The sequence below is a fragment of the Mesoflavibacter sp. SCSIO 43206 genome, from assembly GCF_019904215.1.
GTDB classification, from domain to species: domain Bacteria; phylum Bacteroidota; class Bacteroidia; order Flavobacteriales; family Flavobacteriaceae; genus Mesoflavibacter; species Mesoflavibacter zeaxanthinifaciens.
The window spans coordinates 1,375,258-1,391,994 of sequence record NZ_CP063201.1 but is presented as its reverse complement, the minus strand read 5'-3'; the positions used below and the strand labels follow the sequence as shown (position 1 = coordinate 1,391,994).

At 32.0% G+C, this 16,737-nt stretch carries 12 protein-coding genes; 3 read left to right on the top strand and 9 right to left on the bottom strand.

Annotated elements, in window-relative coordinates; genetic code table 11:
- Window positions 1-3: 3 nt before the first annotated feature.
- The gene (locus tag INR78_RS06485) at window positions 4-441 is read right to left on the bottom strand and encodes a hypothetical protein (RefSeq protein WP_223077962.1); all 438 of its coding nucleotides are present in this window, start codon (window positions 439-441) and stop codon (window positions 4-6) included.
- Window positions 442-562: 121 nt separating this feature from the next.
- On the opposite strand from INR78_RS06485, the gene INR78_RS06480 reads away from it, so the two are divergent.
- Both INR78_RS06480 and INR78_RS06475 read left to right on the top strand, forming a co-directional pair.
- Window positions 563-2,686 carry a Tex family protein gene (locus INR78_RS06480; protein WP_223077961.1) on the top strand — a complete coding sequence of 708 codons (2,124 nt, stop codon included), beginning with the start codon at window positions 563-565 and terminating at the stop codon, window positions 2,684-2,686.
- Complete coding sequence (locus tag INR78_RS06475) at window positions 2,687-3,592, top strand: histone deacetylase (RefSeq protein ID WP_223077960.1); 906 nt, start codon at window positions 2,687-2,689, stop codon at window positions 3,590-3,592.
- A 2-nt stretch (window positions 3,593-3,594) separates the two neighbouring features.
- Here the strand turns inward: INR78_RS06475 and INR78_RS06470 are convergent, their stop codons facing one another.
- The 3 genes from INR78_RS06470 to INR78_RS06460 all read right to left on the bottom strand — a co-directional run bounded on the left by INR78_RS06470 (window position 3,595) and on the right by INR78_RS06460 (window position 8,300).
- Window positions 3,595-3,969: a hypothetical protein gene (locus tag INR78_RS06470; protein WP_223077959.1), complete on the bottom strand. Its 375-nt coding sequence runs from the start codon at window positions 3,967-3,969 to the stop codon at window positions 3,595-3,597.
- Window positions 3,970-4,035: 66 nt separating this feature from the next.
- On the bottom strand, window positions 4,036-5,388 hold the full coding sequence (locus INR78_RS06465) for a DUF5689 domain-containing protein (RefSeq protein WP_223077958.1): 1,353 nt from the start codon (window positions 5,386-5,388) through the stop codon (window positions 4,036-4,038).
- A 32-nt stretch (window positions 5,389-5,420) separates the two neighbouring features.
- Window positions 5,421-8,300 carry a carboxypeptidase regulatory-like domain-containing protein gene (locus tag INR78_RS06460; RefSeq protein ID WP_223077957.1) on the bottom strand — a complete coding sequence of 960 codons (2,880 nt, stop codon included), beginning with the start codon at window positions 8,298-8,300 and terminating at the stop codon, window positions 5,421-5,423.
- 142 nt (window positions 8,301-8,442) lie between these two features.
- Here INR78_RS06460 and INR78_RS06455 point away from each other — a divergent pair, with 142 nt between their 5' ends.
- Entirely contained in the window at window positions 8,443-9,519 is a 1,077-nt protein-coding gene (locus tag INR78_RS06455; RefSeq protein ID WP_223077956.1) for an endonuclease/exonuclease/phosphatase family protein, read from the top strand.
- A 56-nt stretch (window positions 9,520-9,575) separates the two neighbouring features.
- Here INR78_RS06455 and INR78_RS06450 read toward each other — a convergent pair whose 3' ends face one another.
- The 5 genes from INR78_RS06450 to INR78_RS06430 form a co-directional block, all read right to left on the bottom strand.
- Complete coding sequence (locus INR78_RS06450) at window positions 9,576-10,004, bottom strand: hypothetical protein (RefSeq protein ID WP_223077955.1); 429 nt, start codon at window positions 10,002-10,004, stop codon at window positions 9,576-9,578.
- Between the two features lie 104 nt (window positions 10,005-10,108).
- Complete coding sequence (locus INR78_RS06445) at window positions 10,109-12,724, bottom strand: carboxypeptidase-like regulatory domain-containing protein (protein WP_223077954.1); 2,616 nt, start codon at window positions 12,722-12,724, stop codon at window positions 10,109-10,111.
- A 166-nt stretch (window positions 12,725-12,890) separates the two neighbouring features.
- Window positions 12,891-14,534 carry a glucose-6-phosphate isomerase gene (gene pgi, locus INR78_RS06440; protein WP_223077953.1) on the bottom strand — a complete coding sequence of 548 codons (1,644 nt, stop codon included), beginning with the start codon at window positions 14,532-14,534 and terminating at the stop codon, window positions 12,891-12,893.
- Window positions 14,534-15,856, bottom strand: a complete 1,323-nt coding sequence (locus INR78_RS06435; RefSeq protein ID WP_223077952.1) for a peptidoglycan DD-metalloendopeptidase family protein — start codon at window positions 15,854-15,856, stop codon at window positions 14,534-14,536. The genes pgi and INR78_RS06435 overlap by 1 nt, the downstream gene beginning before the upstream one ends.
- Window positions 15,814-16,737 (bottom strand): tryptophan 2,3-dioxygenase family protein, encoded by a 924-nt coding sequence (locus tag INR78_RS06430; protein ID WP_027879595.1) that lies wholly within the window; start codon window positions 16,735-16,737, stop codon window positions 15,814-15,816. The genes INR78_RS06435 and INR78_RS06430 overlap by 43 nt, the downstream gene beginning before the upstream one ends.

The following is a 16,737-nucleotide window of genomic DNA, read 5'->3' as shown; positions in this document are numbered from 1 at the left end:
AAATTATTTAGTAGTTATAAATTCTTCAGTAAAATTATCGTCCCATTTAAAGGCATTTACAATCCAACCATTTTTGCTTTTGTAATAGGTAAATATTAAACGTACTGCTGTATTTTCATATTGGATTAAATATGTTTCGCGTTTTGCTATATCACTAATAGTTTCATCTTTAACTTTTAAATAATTAAAAGGCGCTCCAAAACGATCACTAATTATATTGGTATACTTTATAATTTTTTCTTTTAAAGTTTCTATCTCGTTTTCTGGTATTGGCCAATATGGCGTAAGAATTTGAAATGCTTCATTTATTTTATTTTGCTTAAAAAGTGTCGTAACTTCTACAGACATTTGCTTAGTACCTGACACGTCTTTTAATAGCTTGGTTTGAGAAATTGTTTGAAAAGAAATAAAGCAGGTTAAGATTAATAGTAAATGTTTCATTTTAAATGTAAATATGGTTTAAAACAAAACTAGGTTTAAAGAAGACTAAAAACTATACGATAGATGACGTATTTTTGCTAATCATAACATTTATATTTGCCTTTCATTTTTTAAAGAAATTATGCTTCTATTAAACTACATTCAATCCAAAACTAATCTATCAGAAACCTCTATAAAAAACACTGTCAATCTTTTAAATCAAGATTGTACAGTACCTTTTATTTCTAGATACCGTAAAGAAGCAACTGGTAATTTAGATGAAGTTGAAATTGGTGCAATTGTTAAATATAAAGAAGAATTTGAAACGCTTGAAAAACGTAAGGCAACCATCTTAAAAGCATTAGAAGAACAAGACGTTTTAACCAACGAATTAAAAACAAAAATTGAAGCTTGCCAAGACAGTACAACACTTGAAGATTTATATTTACCCTACAAGAAAAGCCGAAAAACAAAAGCCGAAACTGCAAGAAAAAACGGATTAGAACCATTAGCAAAAATCATAATGAGTCAAAATGCTAATGATATAGAAAACATCGCAGTTAAGTACATAAAAGGTGAAGTAACATCTACCGAAGACGCTTTAGAAGGCGCAAGACATATTATTGCCGAATGGATTAACGAACGTGCCGATATTAGGACTAGTTTAAGACAACAATTAGAGCGTTATGCTATGATTTCCACGAAAGTGGTAAAAACAAAAAAAGATGATGAAGAAGCTCAAAAATTTAAAGATTATTTTGATTGGGAAGAAAGTCTAAATCGCATACCATCGCACAGATTATTAGCTATTCTTAGAGCCGAAAAAGAAGGCTTTATTCGAGTAAAAATTGAAGTTGATAATGATCGCGCTTTAGAACGTATAGACCGAAAAATTATAAAGTCGGACAACGCTTGCGCCGATCAAATAGAAATAGCAATAACCGATGCTTACAAACGATTATTATTCCCATCGTTAAGTAACGAAGCGTTACAAAATGCCAAAGATAAAGCAGATGACGAAGCGATAAACATCTTTGCCAAAAACTTAAAACAACTATTGTTAGGATCGCCTTTAGGCGAAAAACGTGTTTTGGCTATAGATCCTGGTTTTAGAACAGGATGTAAAGTAGTTTGTTTAGACGAAAAAGGAGATTTAAAACACAACGAAACTATTTATCCGCATGCGCCAAAAAACGACCAAATTGGTGCCTTAAAAAAGTTAAGTACGTTAACTGAAGCTTACCAAATAGAAGCTATAGCAATAGGTAACGGAACAGCATCTAGAGAAACCGAAGCTTTGGTTAGAAAAATTAGATTTAAAACCGATGTACAAGTTTTTGTGGTTAGCGAAGCTGGAGCTAGTATCTATTCGGCATCAAAAATTGCGCGAGAAGAATTCCCTAATTACGATGTAACCGTTCGTGGTTCAGTTTCAATTGGGCGACGTCTTCAAGATCCTTTAGCCGAGCTAGTTAAGATTGATGCCAAATCTATTGGTGTTGGACAATACCAACACGATGTAGACCAAAATAAATTGCAAAAGCAATTAGATGTTGTAGTAGAAAATTGTGTAAATGCAGTTGGTGTAAATATAAATACTGCAAGTAAAAGTTTATTAAGTTACGTGTCTGGTATTGGTCCAAAATTAGCAGAAAACATAGTAAACTATAGAAGCGAAAAAGGTGCTTTTTCTAGTAGAAAAGATATTAAAAATGTACCAAGATTAGGCGATAAAGCATTTGAACAAGGCGCTGGTTTTTTAAGAATAAAAGATGGAGATAATCCGTTAGACGATTCTGCAGTACATCCAGAAAGCTATGCTATTGTTACTAAAATGGCTAAAGACGAAGGCGTTTCGGTAAAAGAATTGATAGGTAATACCTCTACTTTAAAAAAGATTAATTTAAAAAAATATATTACAGAAGAAGTTGGTCTTTTAACTTTAGAAGACATTGTTAAAGAACTTGAAAAACCAGGTTTAGATATACGTGAGCAGGCAAAAGTTTTCACTTTTAATCAAAACATTAAAACGATTGAAGATTTACGCGAAGGACAATTATTACCTGGTATTGTAAATAATATTACTGCGTTTGGTTGCTTTGTAGATGTTGGTATTAAAGAAAGTGGTTTAATACACGTCTCTAACTTATCAGACAGTTTTGTAAAAGATGTTAACGAGCATGTACACTTACATCAACAGATTATAGTTAAAGTATTGAGTGTTGATCTTCCGCGAAAGCGTATTCAACTTAAATTACATAAATAGATGTTAAAAATAGCTTATCATCCTATTTACAGTCATCCTTTACCTGAAGGACATCGGTTTCCTATGTTAAAATATGAGTTATTACCAAAACAATTATTACACGAAGGGACTTGTATAGAGGATAATTTTTTTGAGCCTGTTAAAATGCTAAATGAAAATCCCATTTTAGCAGTCCATGATGCCAACTATTTTTATGATTTATTAAATTTAACACTAGACCAACGTGCTGCAAGAAAAATAGGGTTTCCTTTAAGTGAATTATTAATTGAACGCGAAATTATTATTGCCGATGGCACTATAAAAGCTAGTGAGTACGCCTTAAAACATGGTATTGCTATGAATATTGCTGGAGGTACACATCATGCGTACACTAACCGTGGCGAAGCATTTTGCATGCTTAATGATCAAGCAATAGGTGCTAGATTTCTTTTAAATAATGGTTTAGCTAAAAAAATTTTAATTGTAGATTTAGATGTACACCAAGGTAATGGAACTGCAGAAATTTTTAATAATGACTCGGCTGTTTTTACCTTTTCTATGCACGGAAAAAACAACTATCCCTTTAAAAAAGAACAAAGCGATTTAGATATTGAATTAGATAATAATGTTGGAGATAGTGAGTATTTATCTATATTAAAAAAAGTGCTTCCGCAATTAATAGAAAAAGAACAACCCGATTTTATTTATTATTTATCTGGTGTTGATGTTATAGCTACAGACAAACTAGGCAAACTTAGCTTAACTATAGAAGGCTGTAAACAGCGCGACCAATTTGTTTTAGAAATTTGTAAGTCTCAAAACATACCGGTAATGTGCAGTATGGGTGGCGGTTATAGTCCTGATATTAAAATAATTGTTAGTGCACATGCTAACACTTTTAGATTAGCTCAAGATATCTTCTTTTAAGATCAAAAACTTTTTAAAAGAATTAATCCTAAAATAATACAACCTATAGGTAATAATAAAAGTATACTTGTATTATAGCTGTTTTTACTTTTATTGAATTTTGCGTTTAAAACCTTTCGGCTTTTACCATTGTACTTCATCCAGTTTTTAAGGTGAATGATTATTGAAAATATGATGAATAACGTCCACATACTAGATGTAGACATTGTTTTAACATGCATCTTACTAAGAAACGTTACAAGAAAAGCACCTATAACAAATAATAAAGCGATTTGAAGTATTGAAATATAAAATAAGGCAATACTGTTAGCTTTTTGTTTAAACTTAGGTTTAAATGCAGAAAATATAGCAAAGAAAAATTGATCAAATGTTGTCATATGTTGAAATAAAAAACCTGCTAAATATAGCAGGTTTTTTTATTTTTTAATGTTCTTAGGAATTTATTATTCTGCAGAAACTTTTACATTATCAATCTCCCAAGTTGCAGCAGCAGAACTTGTAGATGTATATTTAAATGCAATAAAAACATTACCACCTGCAGCAGCAGAAAGATCTAAAGATCCTGAGTCAGTCCAAGAAGACCAACTACCAGTGTTAGTATCTAAAGTTGGTGATAACGCTACCCAAGTACCATCTGTAGTTGGGTCACCACCGTTATAGTCTGTAGCATAAAATACTTCTATATCGTTACCATCGTATCTTTTTACAGTTTGGAATGTTAAGAAAGCACTTGGTGTATTTGATAAGTCAATTGGTAAAGAGATTAACCAATCTTCATTAGTTTGTGCTCCTCCAGAAAAACCAGACATTGTTGCACTATCATCTGGGTTACCAAAAGTATTGTAATACCACTCTTGTGTTCCTGTAACGTTGTAAGGTGTCCATTTATCTAAGTTTCCTGCAGAAAAATCGTCTTCAAATAATGGATCACATCTTAAGTCATTATCAAAGTTAATTGCTTCTGGTGTGTTGATGTAAATTGTGTAAAAATCATCAAAATAATCTCTAGTTAATACACCATCAATACTACCTCTATTTGCTGGTAATGGTAGTCCTTTAAAATCTGAGAAAGTACTTGTACTTAAAATTACACTACTTCCTGTTTCACAACTTTCTAGTAAACGCTCTCCATCAAAACTGTCATTAGTTTCAGAAGCAAATGTAGTTGTATTACCTACTACAAGATTACTATTAAATTGCATGTTATTTAATCTGATATATTGACTTTCTAGAGCATCACTAAACTGAGATATTGACACTTCTTTAGGTACAATAGTTGCAACTTCACTAGTTCTAATAATATGATTTGGTACTAATGTGCTAGCTATTTCATCTATTTGATCTCCATTAAGACGACCTAATTGTAATACTCCGTTACTTTCACCTACAGTCAATCCGTTAAGCTTAACATATACTTTTCTACCAAATTCGTATTGAGTAAATAATGGGTTTTTATCTACTTGTACTACAATTGCAGCAGTTGGATTTTCTGGTGCGTCTTGGATTACTAATTGCTTATAAAAGTTTCCACCTTCATCACTAGACACAACATAACCTACTGTATATTTTTCTGATACTGTTTCGCTAGCTGCTTCATAAGTGTATGCTTCGTTACCGTTACTACCAAATGCACCTAAAACACCACTTAAAGTATTAAATTCTGCATCTGTATTTGGGTATTCTGAAATCCCTTCGATTGTTGAAGGTACATCAAAGTTATCGTCTTCAACACAGCCTGTTAGTACAACTAAGCTTACTAAAAGTACTGCTATTTTGTTTAAATTTATTTTTTTCATCTTTTCTTGAATTATTTTTTTCTATAAATATATTAAAATCTTACGTAAACATTTAAATAATAAGTAGTTCCGTTACCATAAAAATAACGATTACCAAAAACAGGTCCGTTTGGATTTGTTTGTTCTTGCAACTGACTTCTGTAATCCACACGTCTTGATTGCTCAAAACCACCTGTACGATACTCTTGATTAAATACGTTATTTATTGTAGCAAAAAATCCGATAAAGTAATCATTTACTTTCCAAGATTTACCTCCTATAACGTTTACTAACATATAATCGTCAAATTGTTCTTGTTGTAATAGTTGCTTTGCAACTGTAGGATCTACTTCATTTATTTCTCCTCCAGTAACTACGTAATTTTGACCTCCTTGGGTATTATCTTGAAATTGAGTTTCTGAATATAATTCTGGGTCTGTTACGAAAGCAGCACTTCTTTTTAATGCACTAGGATCTACATAAGCGTTAGAGAAATGGTTTGCTGTTACACCTATATTCCAATAGTCTGGATCTCTATATTCAAAACCTATTTGGAAAGCTCTTTCTGGTCCACCAGCAACGTGTAAGTTTTTTAAGTTGGTTGTACCGTCACCAAATTGAGCTGTACCTGTTCCAAATTCTTGACTGTAATAAGTTAAGTTTGGATTGTTGTTATAAATGTATTGACCAAAAGATGCGGCACCTTTTAATTTAATTGTTGGTGTTACTTGTGCTTCTATACCTAATTCTCCTCCTATACGTTGAGTTTCGATATTTGTAATTGCTTCTTGCACTAAGTTGTTTCCTGCACCTTCACTAAAGAAGAAACCTGTATCTGTTCCGTCTTCTGTTGTAGAGTAAAAACCTGTAAGTCTAGCTTTAACTATTGGAGAACGGAAAATATAACTTGCATCTACACTTGTTATTTTTTCGCTATCTACATCTTGTAATAACATATTAGATTGTCTTACGTTTGCAAACGTGTTTCTAATACTTGGTGCTTTAGTCATGTATACACCGTTAAAATCTAATAAGTGACGTCCAGAAATTTTATATGTTAAACCTGCTTTAGCACCAAAGTTTTCAAATTCTACTTTTGGACCTTTACCAAAAGAGTTACCTACAAAATATCCGTTTTCAAATAAACCTGTTCTTTGGTAATCTGTTTTAGAAATGCTTCCTCCTAAATAAAAATCTACTTTACTGTACTTAAATACTGCTTGTGCAAAACCGCTTAATACGTTAGCATCAATTTCATAGTTATACTTATATCTATCTCCTTCTCTAGCAATTCTGTTTGGGTTTCTAACATCAGATTGAGCTGTTGTTAAAGTTCCGTCTGTATTTTGTGCTGGCTCATCAGAGAAAAAGTCTACATCTAAATATCCTGATCCACCTAATAAGTCTGATACTTCTGCAAAGTTTTCACTTTTAAGATTTCTGTAGTTAACAGATGCATTTAATCTGATATTGTCTGATAATTCTGAAGCTAAAATAATATTAGCCATTAACTGCTTATCGTCTATTCTATCTTCTTGTACTGCATATACAGAGTTTTCAAAAGTTGAATTTGCTGTGTATAATGCATTCCAATCAAATTGACCATCGTTTACAAAATTTTGTTGCGCGATGTATGCTTGTTCGTAATCGTAAGCTGTTGGACCACCATCAACATTTAAATGATAGCTTGGTAAGTTTTGATAGTAAGTTGGATCTGTATTTCTAGCTCCTCCAATATAACTATCTTGACCATTAAATCTAACTAACCTTGTTCCTCCGTTATCTATTCTTGTATTACCTATTTGTCCAAATTGGTAACCTATGTTTGTGTTTATAGATGTTTTTTCTGAAATATCCCAATAGTGATTTAACATTAGGATTGGTTCTTCAATTCTTCTAATTCTAGAGTTTCTTATATCTCCATTTAAATCTCCCCAAAATGGGTTGTATTGTCTTCCTTTTAATCTAAAAACTTCTTCTGTAATAGCTGTTGATCTACCTCTTCTGTTTTGTGCGTAGATAGACGTGAAGTTTAAGCTGTGTTTATCATTAATTTTCTTTTCGACTACAGCAACAAAAGAGTTTGCATCATAAAGTGTTCCGTCAATATAACCACCATCACCAAATCTTCTTGAAGCTAAAAGGCTATATGCCCATCCGTCTTCCATTAGTCCAGAGTTATAGCTTGCCATTATACGCCCTTCGTAACTTCTATTTGCAGAAGCAAAAGATAAACGACCACCTTCACGATATTTAGAAGCACGCATAACAATGTTATTTGTACCTGCTAAATCACCAAAGTTATAATCGTTAGGCGTACTACCCATTGAGAATTCTTGATTACGTTGTAAATCATTAATTCCTCCCCAATTTCCCCATTGTGGTCTTCCGGTTGCTTGTTTGTTCATTTCTAAACCATTGATCAACACTTTTCCATTAGCGTTATCTAATCCTCTTGGTCTAAAAAAAGTTGCACTAAAATCAAATGCAGCAGCATTTAAAAATACATCTCTAGATGATTGTAATAGTCCGGATACATTACTTGTTAATCCATCATCTTCACTATTTAACTGATCATCAGAAATAGAAATGATATAAAGGTCTTTTTTATCACTAGCATTATAAGATAAAGTCATATCTTGTATATCTAATGTTTTACCTTCATTAACCACGATAGGATATCTTTTTGTGGTATAATCTACTTTTTCAATTTTAAGAATCTGCTCTCCTAAAGGTAGGTTTTGATTAAAAGCAAATTGACCAAAAGCATCTGTTTTAGTTGTTAAGTTAGACTCTTCAATTGTTACTGTTACATCCGGAATTGGTTCATCGGTTACGGCATCTTTTACACTACCTTTTACAATAGTTTGCTGCGCAAGCACTGTAAACGTTGAAAAAACTCCAAATAAGAAAAATAAAAAACTTTTTTTCATAAGTGAATTTGTTGTTAAAACTTTGTTTTACCATTAAATAATTATTATTTAAGGCTTGCAAATTTACATTATTTATAATAAATATCTACTTTTGGCAGGAGTTTTGTAAATAACATAACAAAAACGTAACAAACACTTTTTAATGAAACATTTTAATTACCTACTATTTGCACTACTATTTATTAGTATTATAAATGTAAATGCACAAGAAAAGAAAAAGTTTAAAATCCACACTGTTGCTTTTTATAATCTTGAAAATTTATTTGACACCATCAATGATCCTACAAAAAATGATGAGGCAAGTCCAATGATGGAAATTAAAGCAAACCGTCAAGACATATACAAGAAGAAAGTACATAATATGGCTAGAGTAATTTCAGAAATTGGATCTGACTTTACTAGAAACTCTCCTGCAATTATTGGCGTTTGCGAGATAGAAAACGTTAACGTCCTTGAAGATGTAGTAAACGACCCATTACTTTTAGGTAAAGATTATGGTATTGTTCACTTTAACTCTCCTGACAACAGAGGTATTGACGTTGCTTTACTTTATCAAAAAAAATTATTTCAAGTAACATCAAGAAGCACACATACTTTAAAGATTTATGATGATGAAACAAGAAAACGTATAAACACAAGAGACCAATTATTAGTATCTGGTGAACTTGAAGGCGAGAAAATGCATTTTATCGTTAACCATTGGCCTTCAAGACGTGGCGGAGAGGCTAGAAGTAGACCAAAAAGAGTTGCTGCTGCTAAGTTAAACAAGCGTATTATTGACAGCTTACAATCTATAGATCCATATGCTAAAATAATAACAATGGGAGATTTAAACGATGATCCTACCAACGCTAGTGTTAAGGACGTTTTAAAAGCAGAAAGAAATAAAAAGAAGGTAGACTTTAAAGGTATTTACAACCCGTACATAGACATGTTTAAAAAAGAAGGATTAGGTACTACTGCTTATAGAGATGCTTGGAGTTTATTTGATCAAATTATGTTAACAGAGCCTTTTTTAAAGAAAGATTATACAAATTGGACTTACTATAGAGCTGGTATCTTTAATGAAAACTACTTAGTAAATAAAAAAGGACGTTGGGAAGGTTACCCGTTAAGAAGTTTTGCAGATGGTGGATTTACCAATGGTTTTAGTGATCACTTTCCTGTTTATGTCTATCTAATTAAAGAACTTGAAGACAAAAAGAACAACGATAAATAAATATCGATAATAATTTAAACAAAAAAGCGAGCTATATAGCTCGCTTTTTTTATATTTTAAAACCAAGTAGACCAAGGTATTTTAGCCAATACTAATATTAATGCGATAGAGTAAAATATAGCAATAGTTTTTAGTTTTTTTGCTGAAGTTAGTTTTTTCTTATGTTTTGAGTATCCTATAGTAATAAATGCTATAGCTAATAACATTGCTACAGGATGTTCTACAGCTACATTACGTATGGCGCTATTTTTCATGATTTCTCCCATGCTCATTTCTCCAAAGTAATCAGCAACAAACCATAAAATAATTCCTATTAAGAATTGAATATGAGAAACAATTAAGGTAAACAAAGAAATTCTAAAATCTCTTGCTTCATATTCTTTATTTGTAAAGGTTTTATATAGTGCGTTTATGGTTGCTATAACTAGCATAAAAAACACTAAGTATGCCCAATAAGAGTGTAACATTTTTACTGTTGAATACATATATTTTTTTTTAAATTAATTAGGCTATAAAGGTAGTAATTATATTGCATAAAAAAACCGCTTCTTTACAGAAGCGGTTTTAAATTTAATTCTTTTTAATAGAATTAGAAGTTATATCTTAAGCTAGCGTTAAACGTTCTTCCAATACCTAAGTAGTAACCAAAAGCATCTCTTTGGTTAATATAGTCTGCATTGAAAAGGTTGTAAACATTAGCTCTAAAAGTCATTTTGTTAGACCCTAAATCAAAGTTATAAGTTAAACCTGCATCTGCAAGAGTATAAGCAGGTAGTCTTACAGAAGAGTATTGGTTACCTGCTAAAGCAGCAGTTGCAACTTCTTCTACGTCAACAAACTCATATAAATCTGTGTAGATGTTATAATCTAAATCTACAGAAAGTCCTTTTAGTAATTTAGCTCTAATACCAGCACCAAATGAAGTTTGAGGAGCGTTACCAACTTTTACGTCTGTTAAATCAACTTTACCATCTGTAATTAAGAATTCACCTGTATCATCGTTTTGTAAAGTATAAGGAGTTTCTCCATCATATTTCCAGTTTCCGATAGAACCATATCCTCTAAAGCTTAAGAAAGAAGCCATAGGTCTGTATTCAAAATCAAATTCTACACCGTTGTGCACCTGAGTTACATCTGTAATTCTGTAGTTACCAAACTCGTCATCAGCATTACCTAAAGTTCCGTCAGGACCAGCTAAATCAGTACCAAATCCTAAGAATCTGTTACTCCATCTTGTTGAATAAACGTCTACATTTACTCTCCATTCTTTACCTTTAAATCTATAACCACCTTCGATACTTGAAATTTCTTCATTATCAATTTCTGGCTCTACTAAAGCATTTGAATATCTAATGTTAGCAAAGATATTATCTAAGAATGGTTGACGAGAGTAAAAACCTGCGTTAGCAAAGAATGCATGCTTATCGTCAATTTTATACCCTAAACCACCTTTTAAATTATAACCAGTTTTAGTTATTTTTTCAGATTTACCTAAACCGTCACCTACACCAACTAAACGACCTTCTCTCTGGTAAGATTGAGTAGATAATGCTCCTTGGAAGAATGCTGAAAAACCACCTTGAGTAAATTCAACTTGACCAAAACCTCCTAAGTAATTAATAGTCTCTGAGTAATCACGGTCATATCTTTGATCTTCATCTGCAAAGTCAAATAAAGCAGACCATGGGTTAGCTTCAAAACTTTCAGTCAATACATAATCTGATGGTCTATCTGTTAAGTAGTTATCATTATAACCTGATAAACCTAAGAAATCATTAATTTGTCTAAAGTGATCACCTCTATAAGTTCTTCCATCAGCACCAACATTAAATGACCAATTTTCATTTAATTCTACATTTAAGTTAGATAATAAACCGTACCAGTTGTGGTTGTTTACAGAAGATCTTCTTAAATAAGAATCTCCAAAGTTACCAACACCATCAGTTGCAGAATCAATGTTATTTTCAACTATTTGATCAAAATCAATAAGTCCGTTTGCATCATTTCTTACTCTTCCTCTACCAAGACCTCCGGTTCCTCCACCACGTCCCCATGATGCATATAACACAGTAGATAAGTCTAATTTTTCATTAATATTAAAATCCCAGTTTAAGTTTGCTACTGGCTTGTGGTAATAGTTTCTTCTTTCTGTATAACGCTCTCCGTCTAAAAACCCTGAGTTACCGTTATATTTATCACCATATCTTTCATAGTTTTCTAAATCGTCTGAGAAATTTTGATCGTGCCATTGTGGTGCTCCTGTTAACAAGAAGTTGAACGAGTGTACTTCGTTTGGCTTATAACCCACAGAAAATAAATAATTTTGACCTTGACCTGCTGTTCCTTCAGAGTATTTTCTGTGTGCTTGCCAGTGGTCTACTAATACTGTATAAGCCCATCCGCTTTCTTTTAAACCAGAACTGTAAGTTGCTGTAATTTTTCCGTAACTATCGTTACCTCCTAATAATCTTACAAAACCACCTTCTTTGTTATCTGTAGTTTTAGATACGATATTAACTGTACCTCCTACTGAAGATATAGCTAATTTTGATGCTCCTAAACCACGTTGTACTTGCACCGCGTTTGCAACATCACTCATACCTGACCAGTTTGACCAATACATTCTACCGTCTTCCATACCATTAATTGGTTGTCCGTTTAATAAGTAAGCTGTATTAGTTTGATCAAAACCTCTTAAGAAAATCTGACTATCTCCAAATCCTCCAGCTTGGTTAGAAACGTAAACAGATGGAGTGTTTTTCATAGCTTCACCAAACTCTACGTTACCAGCTGCTTTTAATTGGATGTCTTTACCTCTAATTGTAGAAACTGCTACAGGAGTTTCTCTTCCTGCTGCTAAATCAATAACTCCAGTTCCGATGATAACAACTTCTTCTAAAGAATTATCTGGAGCTAAAGAAACTTTACCTAAGTTTTTACTTCCGTTAAAAGTTAAAGTTATTGATTCATAACCTACGTAAGATATTACGATTTCTCCTGACTCTGATTGAGTTTTTAAAGTAAAGTTACCATCAAAATCAGTTGTAGTACCATTAGAAGTACCTTTTTCCATAACACTTGCACTTGGCAAAGGGCTATTGATTTCTGAGTCAAGAACAGTACCCGTTACTGTACTTTGAGCCATTGTAAATGCAGTAAACATTAATGCTACTGCCAAAAACATAAATTGAATTTTGTTTTTCATCATGTTGAATTAAAAATTGTTTGTTTTCAAAATTTGATGCAAAATTACTACTAATTATAGATGTAACATTAACTTAATGTTAACAATATTTGCATTTTACAAAACTAAACAACTTTTAAATCACCCAACAATTTGATAAACATAGATATACACATTTTTTTAACAATTATTTAAGAGCCTCAAAATGGTTAATAAGGTTAGTTGTAGAGCTATCATGTACAGCATTATTTTCTGCACCAAACTCACTTAAGATTTTGTTTGCTAATTGTTTTCCTAACTCAACACCAAATTGATCGTAGCTATAAATATTCCAAATAATACCTTGTACAAATATTTTATGTTCATACATAGCTATTAACTTACCTAAACTTTCAGGTGTTAATTTATTAATGAAAATGGAGTTAGTTGGTTTGTTTCCTTCAAAAACTTTGAAAGGTGTTAAAGTTGAAATTTCTTCCTCAGATGCATTTTTTTCTTTAAACTCAGCAATAACTTCTTCTTTAGTTTTTCCGTTTAATAATGCTTCTGTTTGCGCGAAGTAATTAGACATTAATTTATCTTGATGGTCTTGATTACCATGAAGTGATTGTGCAAATCCAATAAAATCTGCTGGAATTAACTTTGTACCTTGATGTATTAACTGAAAAAAGGCATGTTGCGAATTTGTACCTGGTTCTCCCCAAATAATAGTACCTGTTTGGTAATCTACTCTATTTCCGTTTCTGTCAATACTTTTACCGTTGCTTTCCATGATACCTTGCTGAAGGTATGTTGCAAATTGGTTTAAGTATTGAGAATATGGAATAATGGCTTCACTTTCTGCTTTAAAGAAGTTGTTATACCAAATACTTAGTAAGGCTAAAATAACGGGTATATTACTTTCAAAAGATTCACTTTTAAAATGGTTATCCATTTTATTTGCTCCTTTTAAAAGGCTATTAAAATTGTCAAACCCAACTGCTAAACTGATTGATAATCCTACTGCACTCCATAGTGAAAAACGACCGCCAACCCATTCCCACATCGGGAAAATATTATTAGCATCTATACCAAAATCTTTAACTTTTTGAATATTAGTAGACACCGCAACAAAATGTTTTGCAACATCTTCTTCTTTACCATGTTGTAAAAACCAATTTTTAATGGTGGTTGCGTTTGATAATGTTTCTTGAGTTGTAAATGTTTTAGAAACAATAACAAATAAAGTAGTTTCTGGGTTTAGTTTTTTTATAACTTCATTAACATGATCTCCATCTACGTTACTTACAAAGTGTGTTGTTAAATGGTTTTTATAATATTGTAATGAATCCACAACCATTGCTGGACCTAAATCGCTTCCACCAATACCTATATTTACAACATCTGTAAACGCTTTACCAGTATATCCCTTTAATTCGCCCGAAGTGACTTGTTTGGTGAATTTTTCAATTTTTGATTTTACCTCAAAAACTTCTGGCATTACATTAACACCATTCACCTTAAAAACAGCGTCTTTATCTGCTCTTAATGCGGTATGTAAAACAGCTCTTCCTTCGGTTTTATTTATAGCTTCTCCGTTAAACTGAGCGTTAATTGCTTCTCTTAAATTACACTCTTCTGCAAGTTGTAAAAGGTGTTTTAGGGTTTCTTCAGTTATTCTATTTTTAGAAAAATCTACGTAAAAATCTTCCCATTTTACAGTTAGATTATTTGCTCTGTTTGCATCTTCTGCAAACAAATTTTTCATTTTTAAATTTTTTACTTGATCAAAATGCTTTTGTAAATTTTCCCAAGCTTTTGTAGTTGTAGGATTAACTGTAGGTAATGCCATTATTTGGTATATGTAATTGCGTTATCTTGATTGGTTTGTATCTCTAAAACCTGCTCTTCAGTTTCTATAGGATAATTGTATTCTATATTATCTAATTGAATTTTTATAGGTTTTATAAACTTTAAATATTCTGCTTTTAAACTGTCTGATATAGGCTCTGCTTCTGGCAGTTTTTGTTTGAAAGGATCAACTTGTTTTCCGTTTTTCCAGAAACGATAACAAACATGTGGTCCAGATGTATTACCCGTCATCCCAACATATCCAATAATGTCTCCTTGTTTTACAAAATCACCAACTTTTACAGCACGATTACGCATGTGTAAATATTGTGTTGTGTAAGTAGAGTTGTGTTTAACTTTTACATAATTACCGTTACCGCCTCTTCTAGCAGATTCTATTACAGTTCCGTTAGCTGTAGATCGAATTGGCGTACCAATATCTGCAGCAAAATCGGTCCCTTTGTGTGGTCTTACACGATTTCCGTAAAGTGCTATACGTCTATTTAAATTGTATCTAGATGAAATACGTTTATACTCTACAGGTGCTTTTAAGAATGCACGACGAAGGTTTTTTGCGTCCTCAGAAAAATAGTCTTTTAACCCTTTTACAGTATCTGTTTCGAACTGAAATGCGTAAAACGGCTCGCCTTTATGTTCAAAATAAGCAGCTTTAATTTGGTCTATTCCTGCATAAATACTGTCGTCTATATATTTTTCTGTATAAATTACTTTAAATTTATCGTTTTTCTGAAGCCTAAAAAAGTCTATTGTCCAAGCATAAACATCACTCATTTTATAAGCTAAGATGACGCTTTTTCCTTGTTTATCTAATGCTTCTGAAATGTTAGATTCTATAATTCCAGACACTTCTTTTTCGACATATTTTATAGGTTTTGTTGAAGAATATGCGTGAATTGAGTCTTGAAAATTAACAACCACATAATCTGTTTTTGTAGGTTGATAAATAAAACATTTTGGTTCTTTTAAAGAATCGTTAGAACACAATAAAGTATAAGGCTTGCCTATTTGAAGCTTGGTAATATCAAAACTATCTTTTGTTAGCTGTGCTATTTGAAATATTTTTGAATAGTCTATTTGATTACGTTGAAGTATTTCTCCAAAGCTATCACCTTTTCTAATAGTATCTCTTTTTACAAAATAATCTTTAAGATTAAAACCAAACTCATACACTTCTTCTGGCTCTATAACCTCAACGGTTTGTATAGGTTCTTTTACTTCGTTTTTGCAGGCTATACTTAGTAATGCTAAAGCTAGTATTACTAAACATTTTTGCCCCAATCTTCTAACTCTTGCTTGCTCCATAAGTCTGGAAAAAATATTCTTCTTTGATATTTTGGATGCATGTACTTTACCCATTCGCTTCCTCCTGTTGCTTCTGCTGTTTTACCGCCTATGTTTAAATAGTGTTTTGCGGTATTGTAATGTGCCATAACCCAAGTGATGTTTACGGTATAATCGTAGTGGCGCATTGCTTTTATTAAATCTTTATCTTCTTTAACATCTTGTGGTAAACTTTTAAAAATGGTCCACAGGTTGTGTGTGTTATAGAATTCTGCAAATCTAATAAATTCGTCTTTGTATTTCTGCTCGAAAACTGTTAATGTATAACTTTTTTTACCTGTTTTGTAGTCTTTTCCTGCAGCTTGCCAATACAAATGTTCAAAAGCGTGTTCAAAAGAGGTATTTCTGTCAATAGTTTCTCTAAAACGATTATCTATTAAGTTTATTAGCTCGGTAGAAGCAAATTCTATTTTCCTGTATTGTGCAGATTGAAATCCGCTAGCTGGCGTAAGTGTATTTCTAAACTTATTGTATTGTTCTATATCCATACCGTCTTTCATTACGGTAAAGGATGAAGTTAAGACATCAAAATAACGACTTATTCGCATTATTTTAGTTTCAAAAAATGCTGCTGTTATGTCTTTTTTATTTGCAACTTGGTCTATTTCCCAAAGTATCATTTTAAACAACAATTCATTAACTTGATGATAAAGGATGAAAACCATTTCATCTGGTAATGTTGTTCGTTTTATTTGTAAATTTAATAGGGCATCTGTTTGGATATAGTCCCAATAATCTATAGGCTTACTGTGTAGCAAGCCTTCTAAATGTGTATTTAGATTTTGATCTAAATCTGAATATTTTTTATCTAATTGATCTATAATTTTTTGGTCAGCACTCAT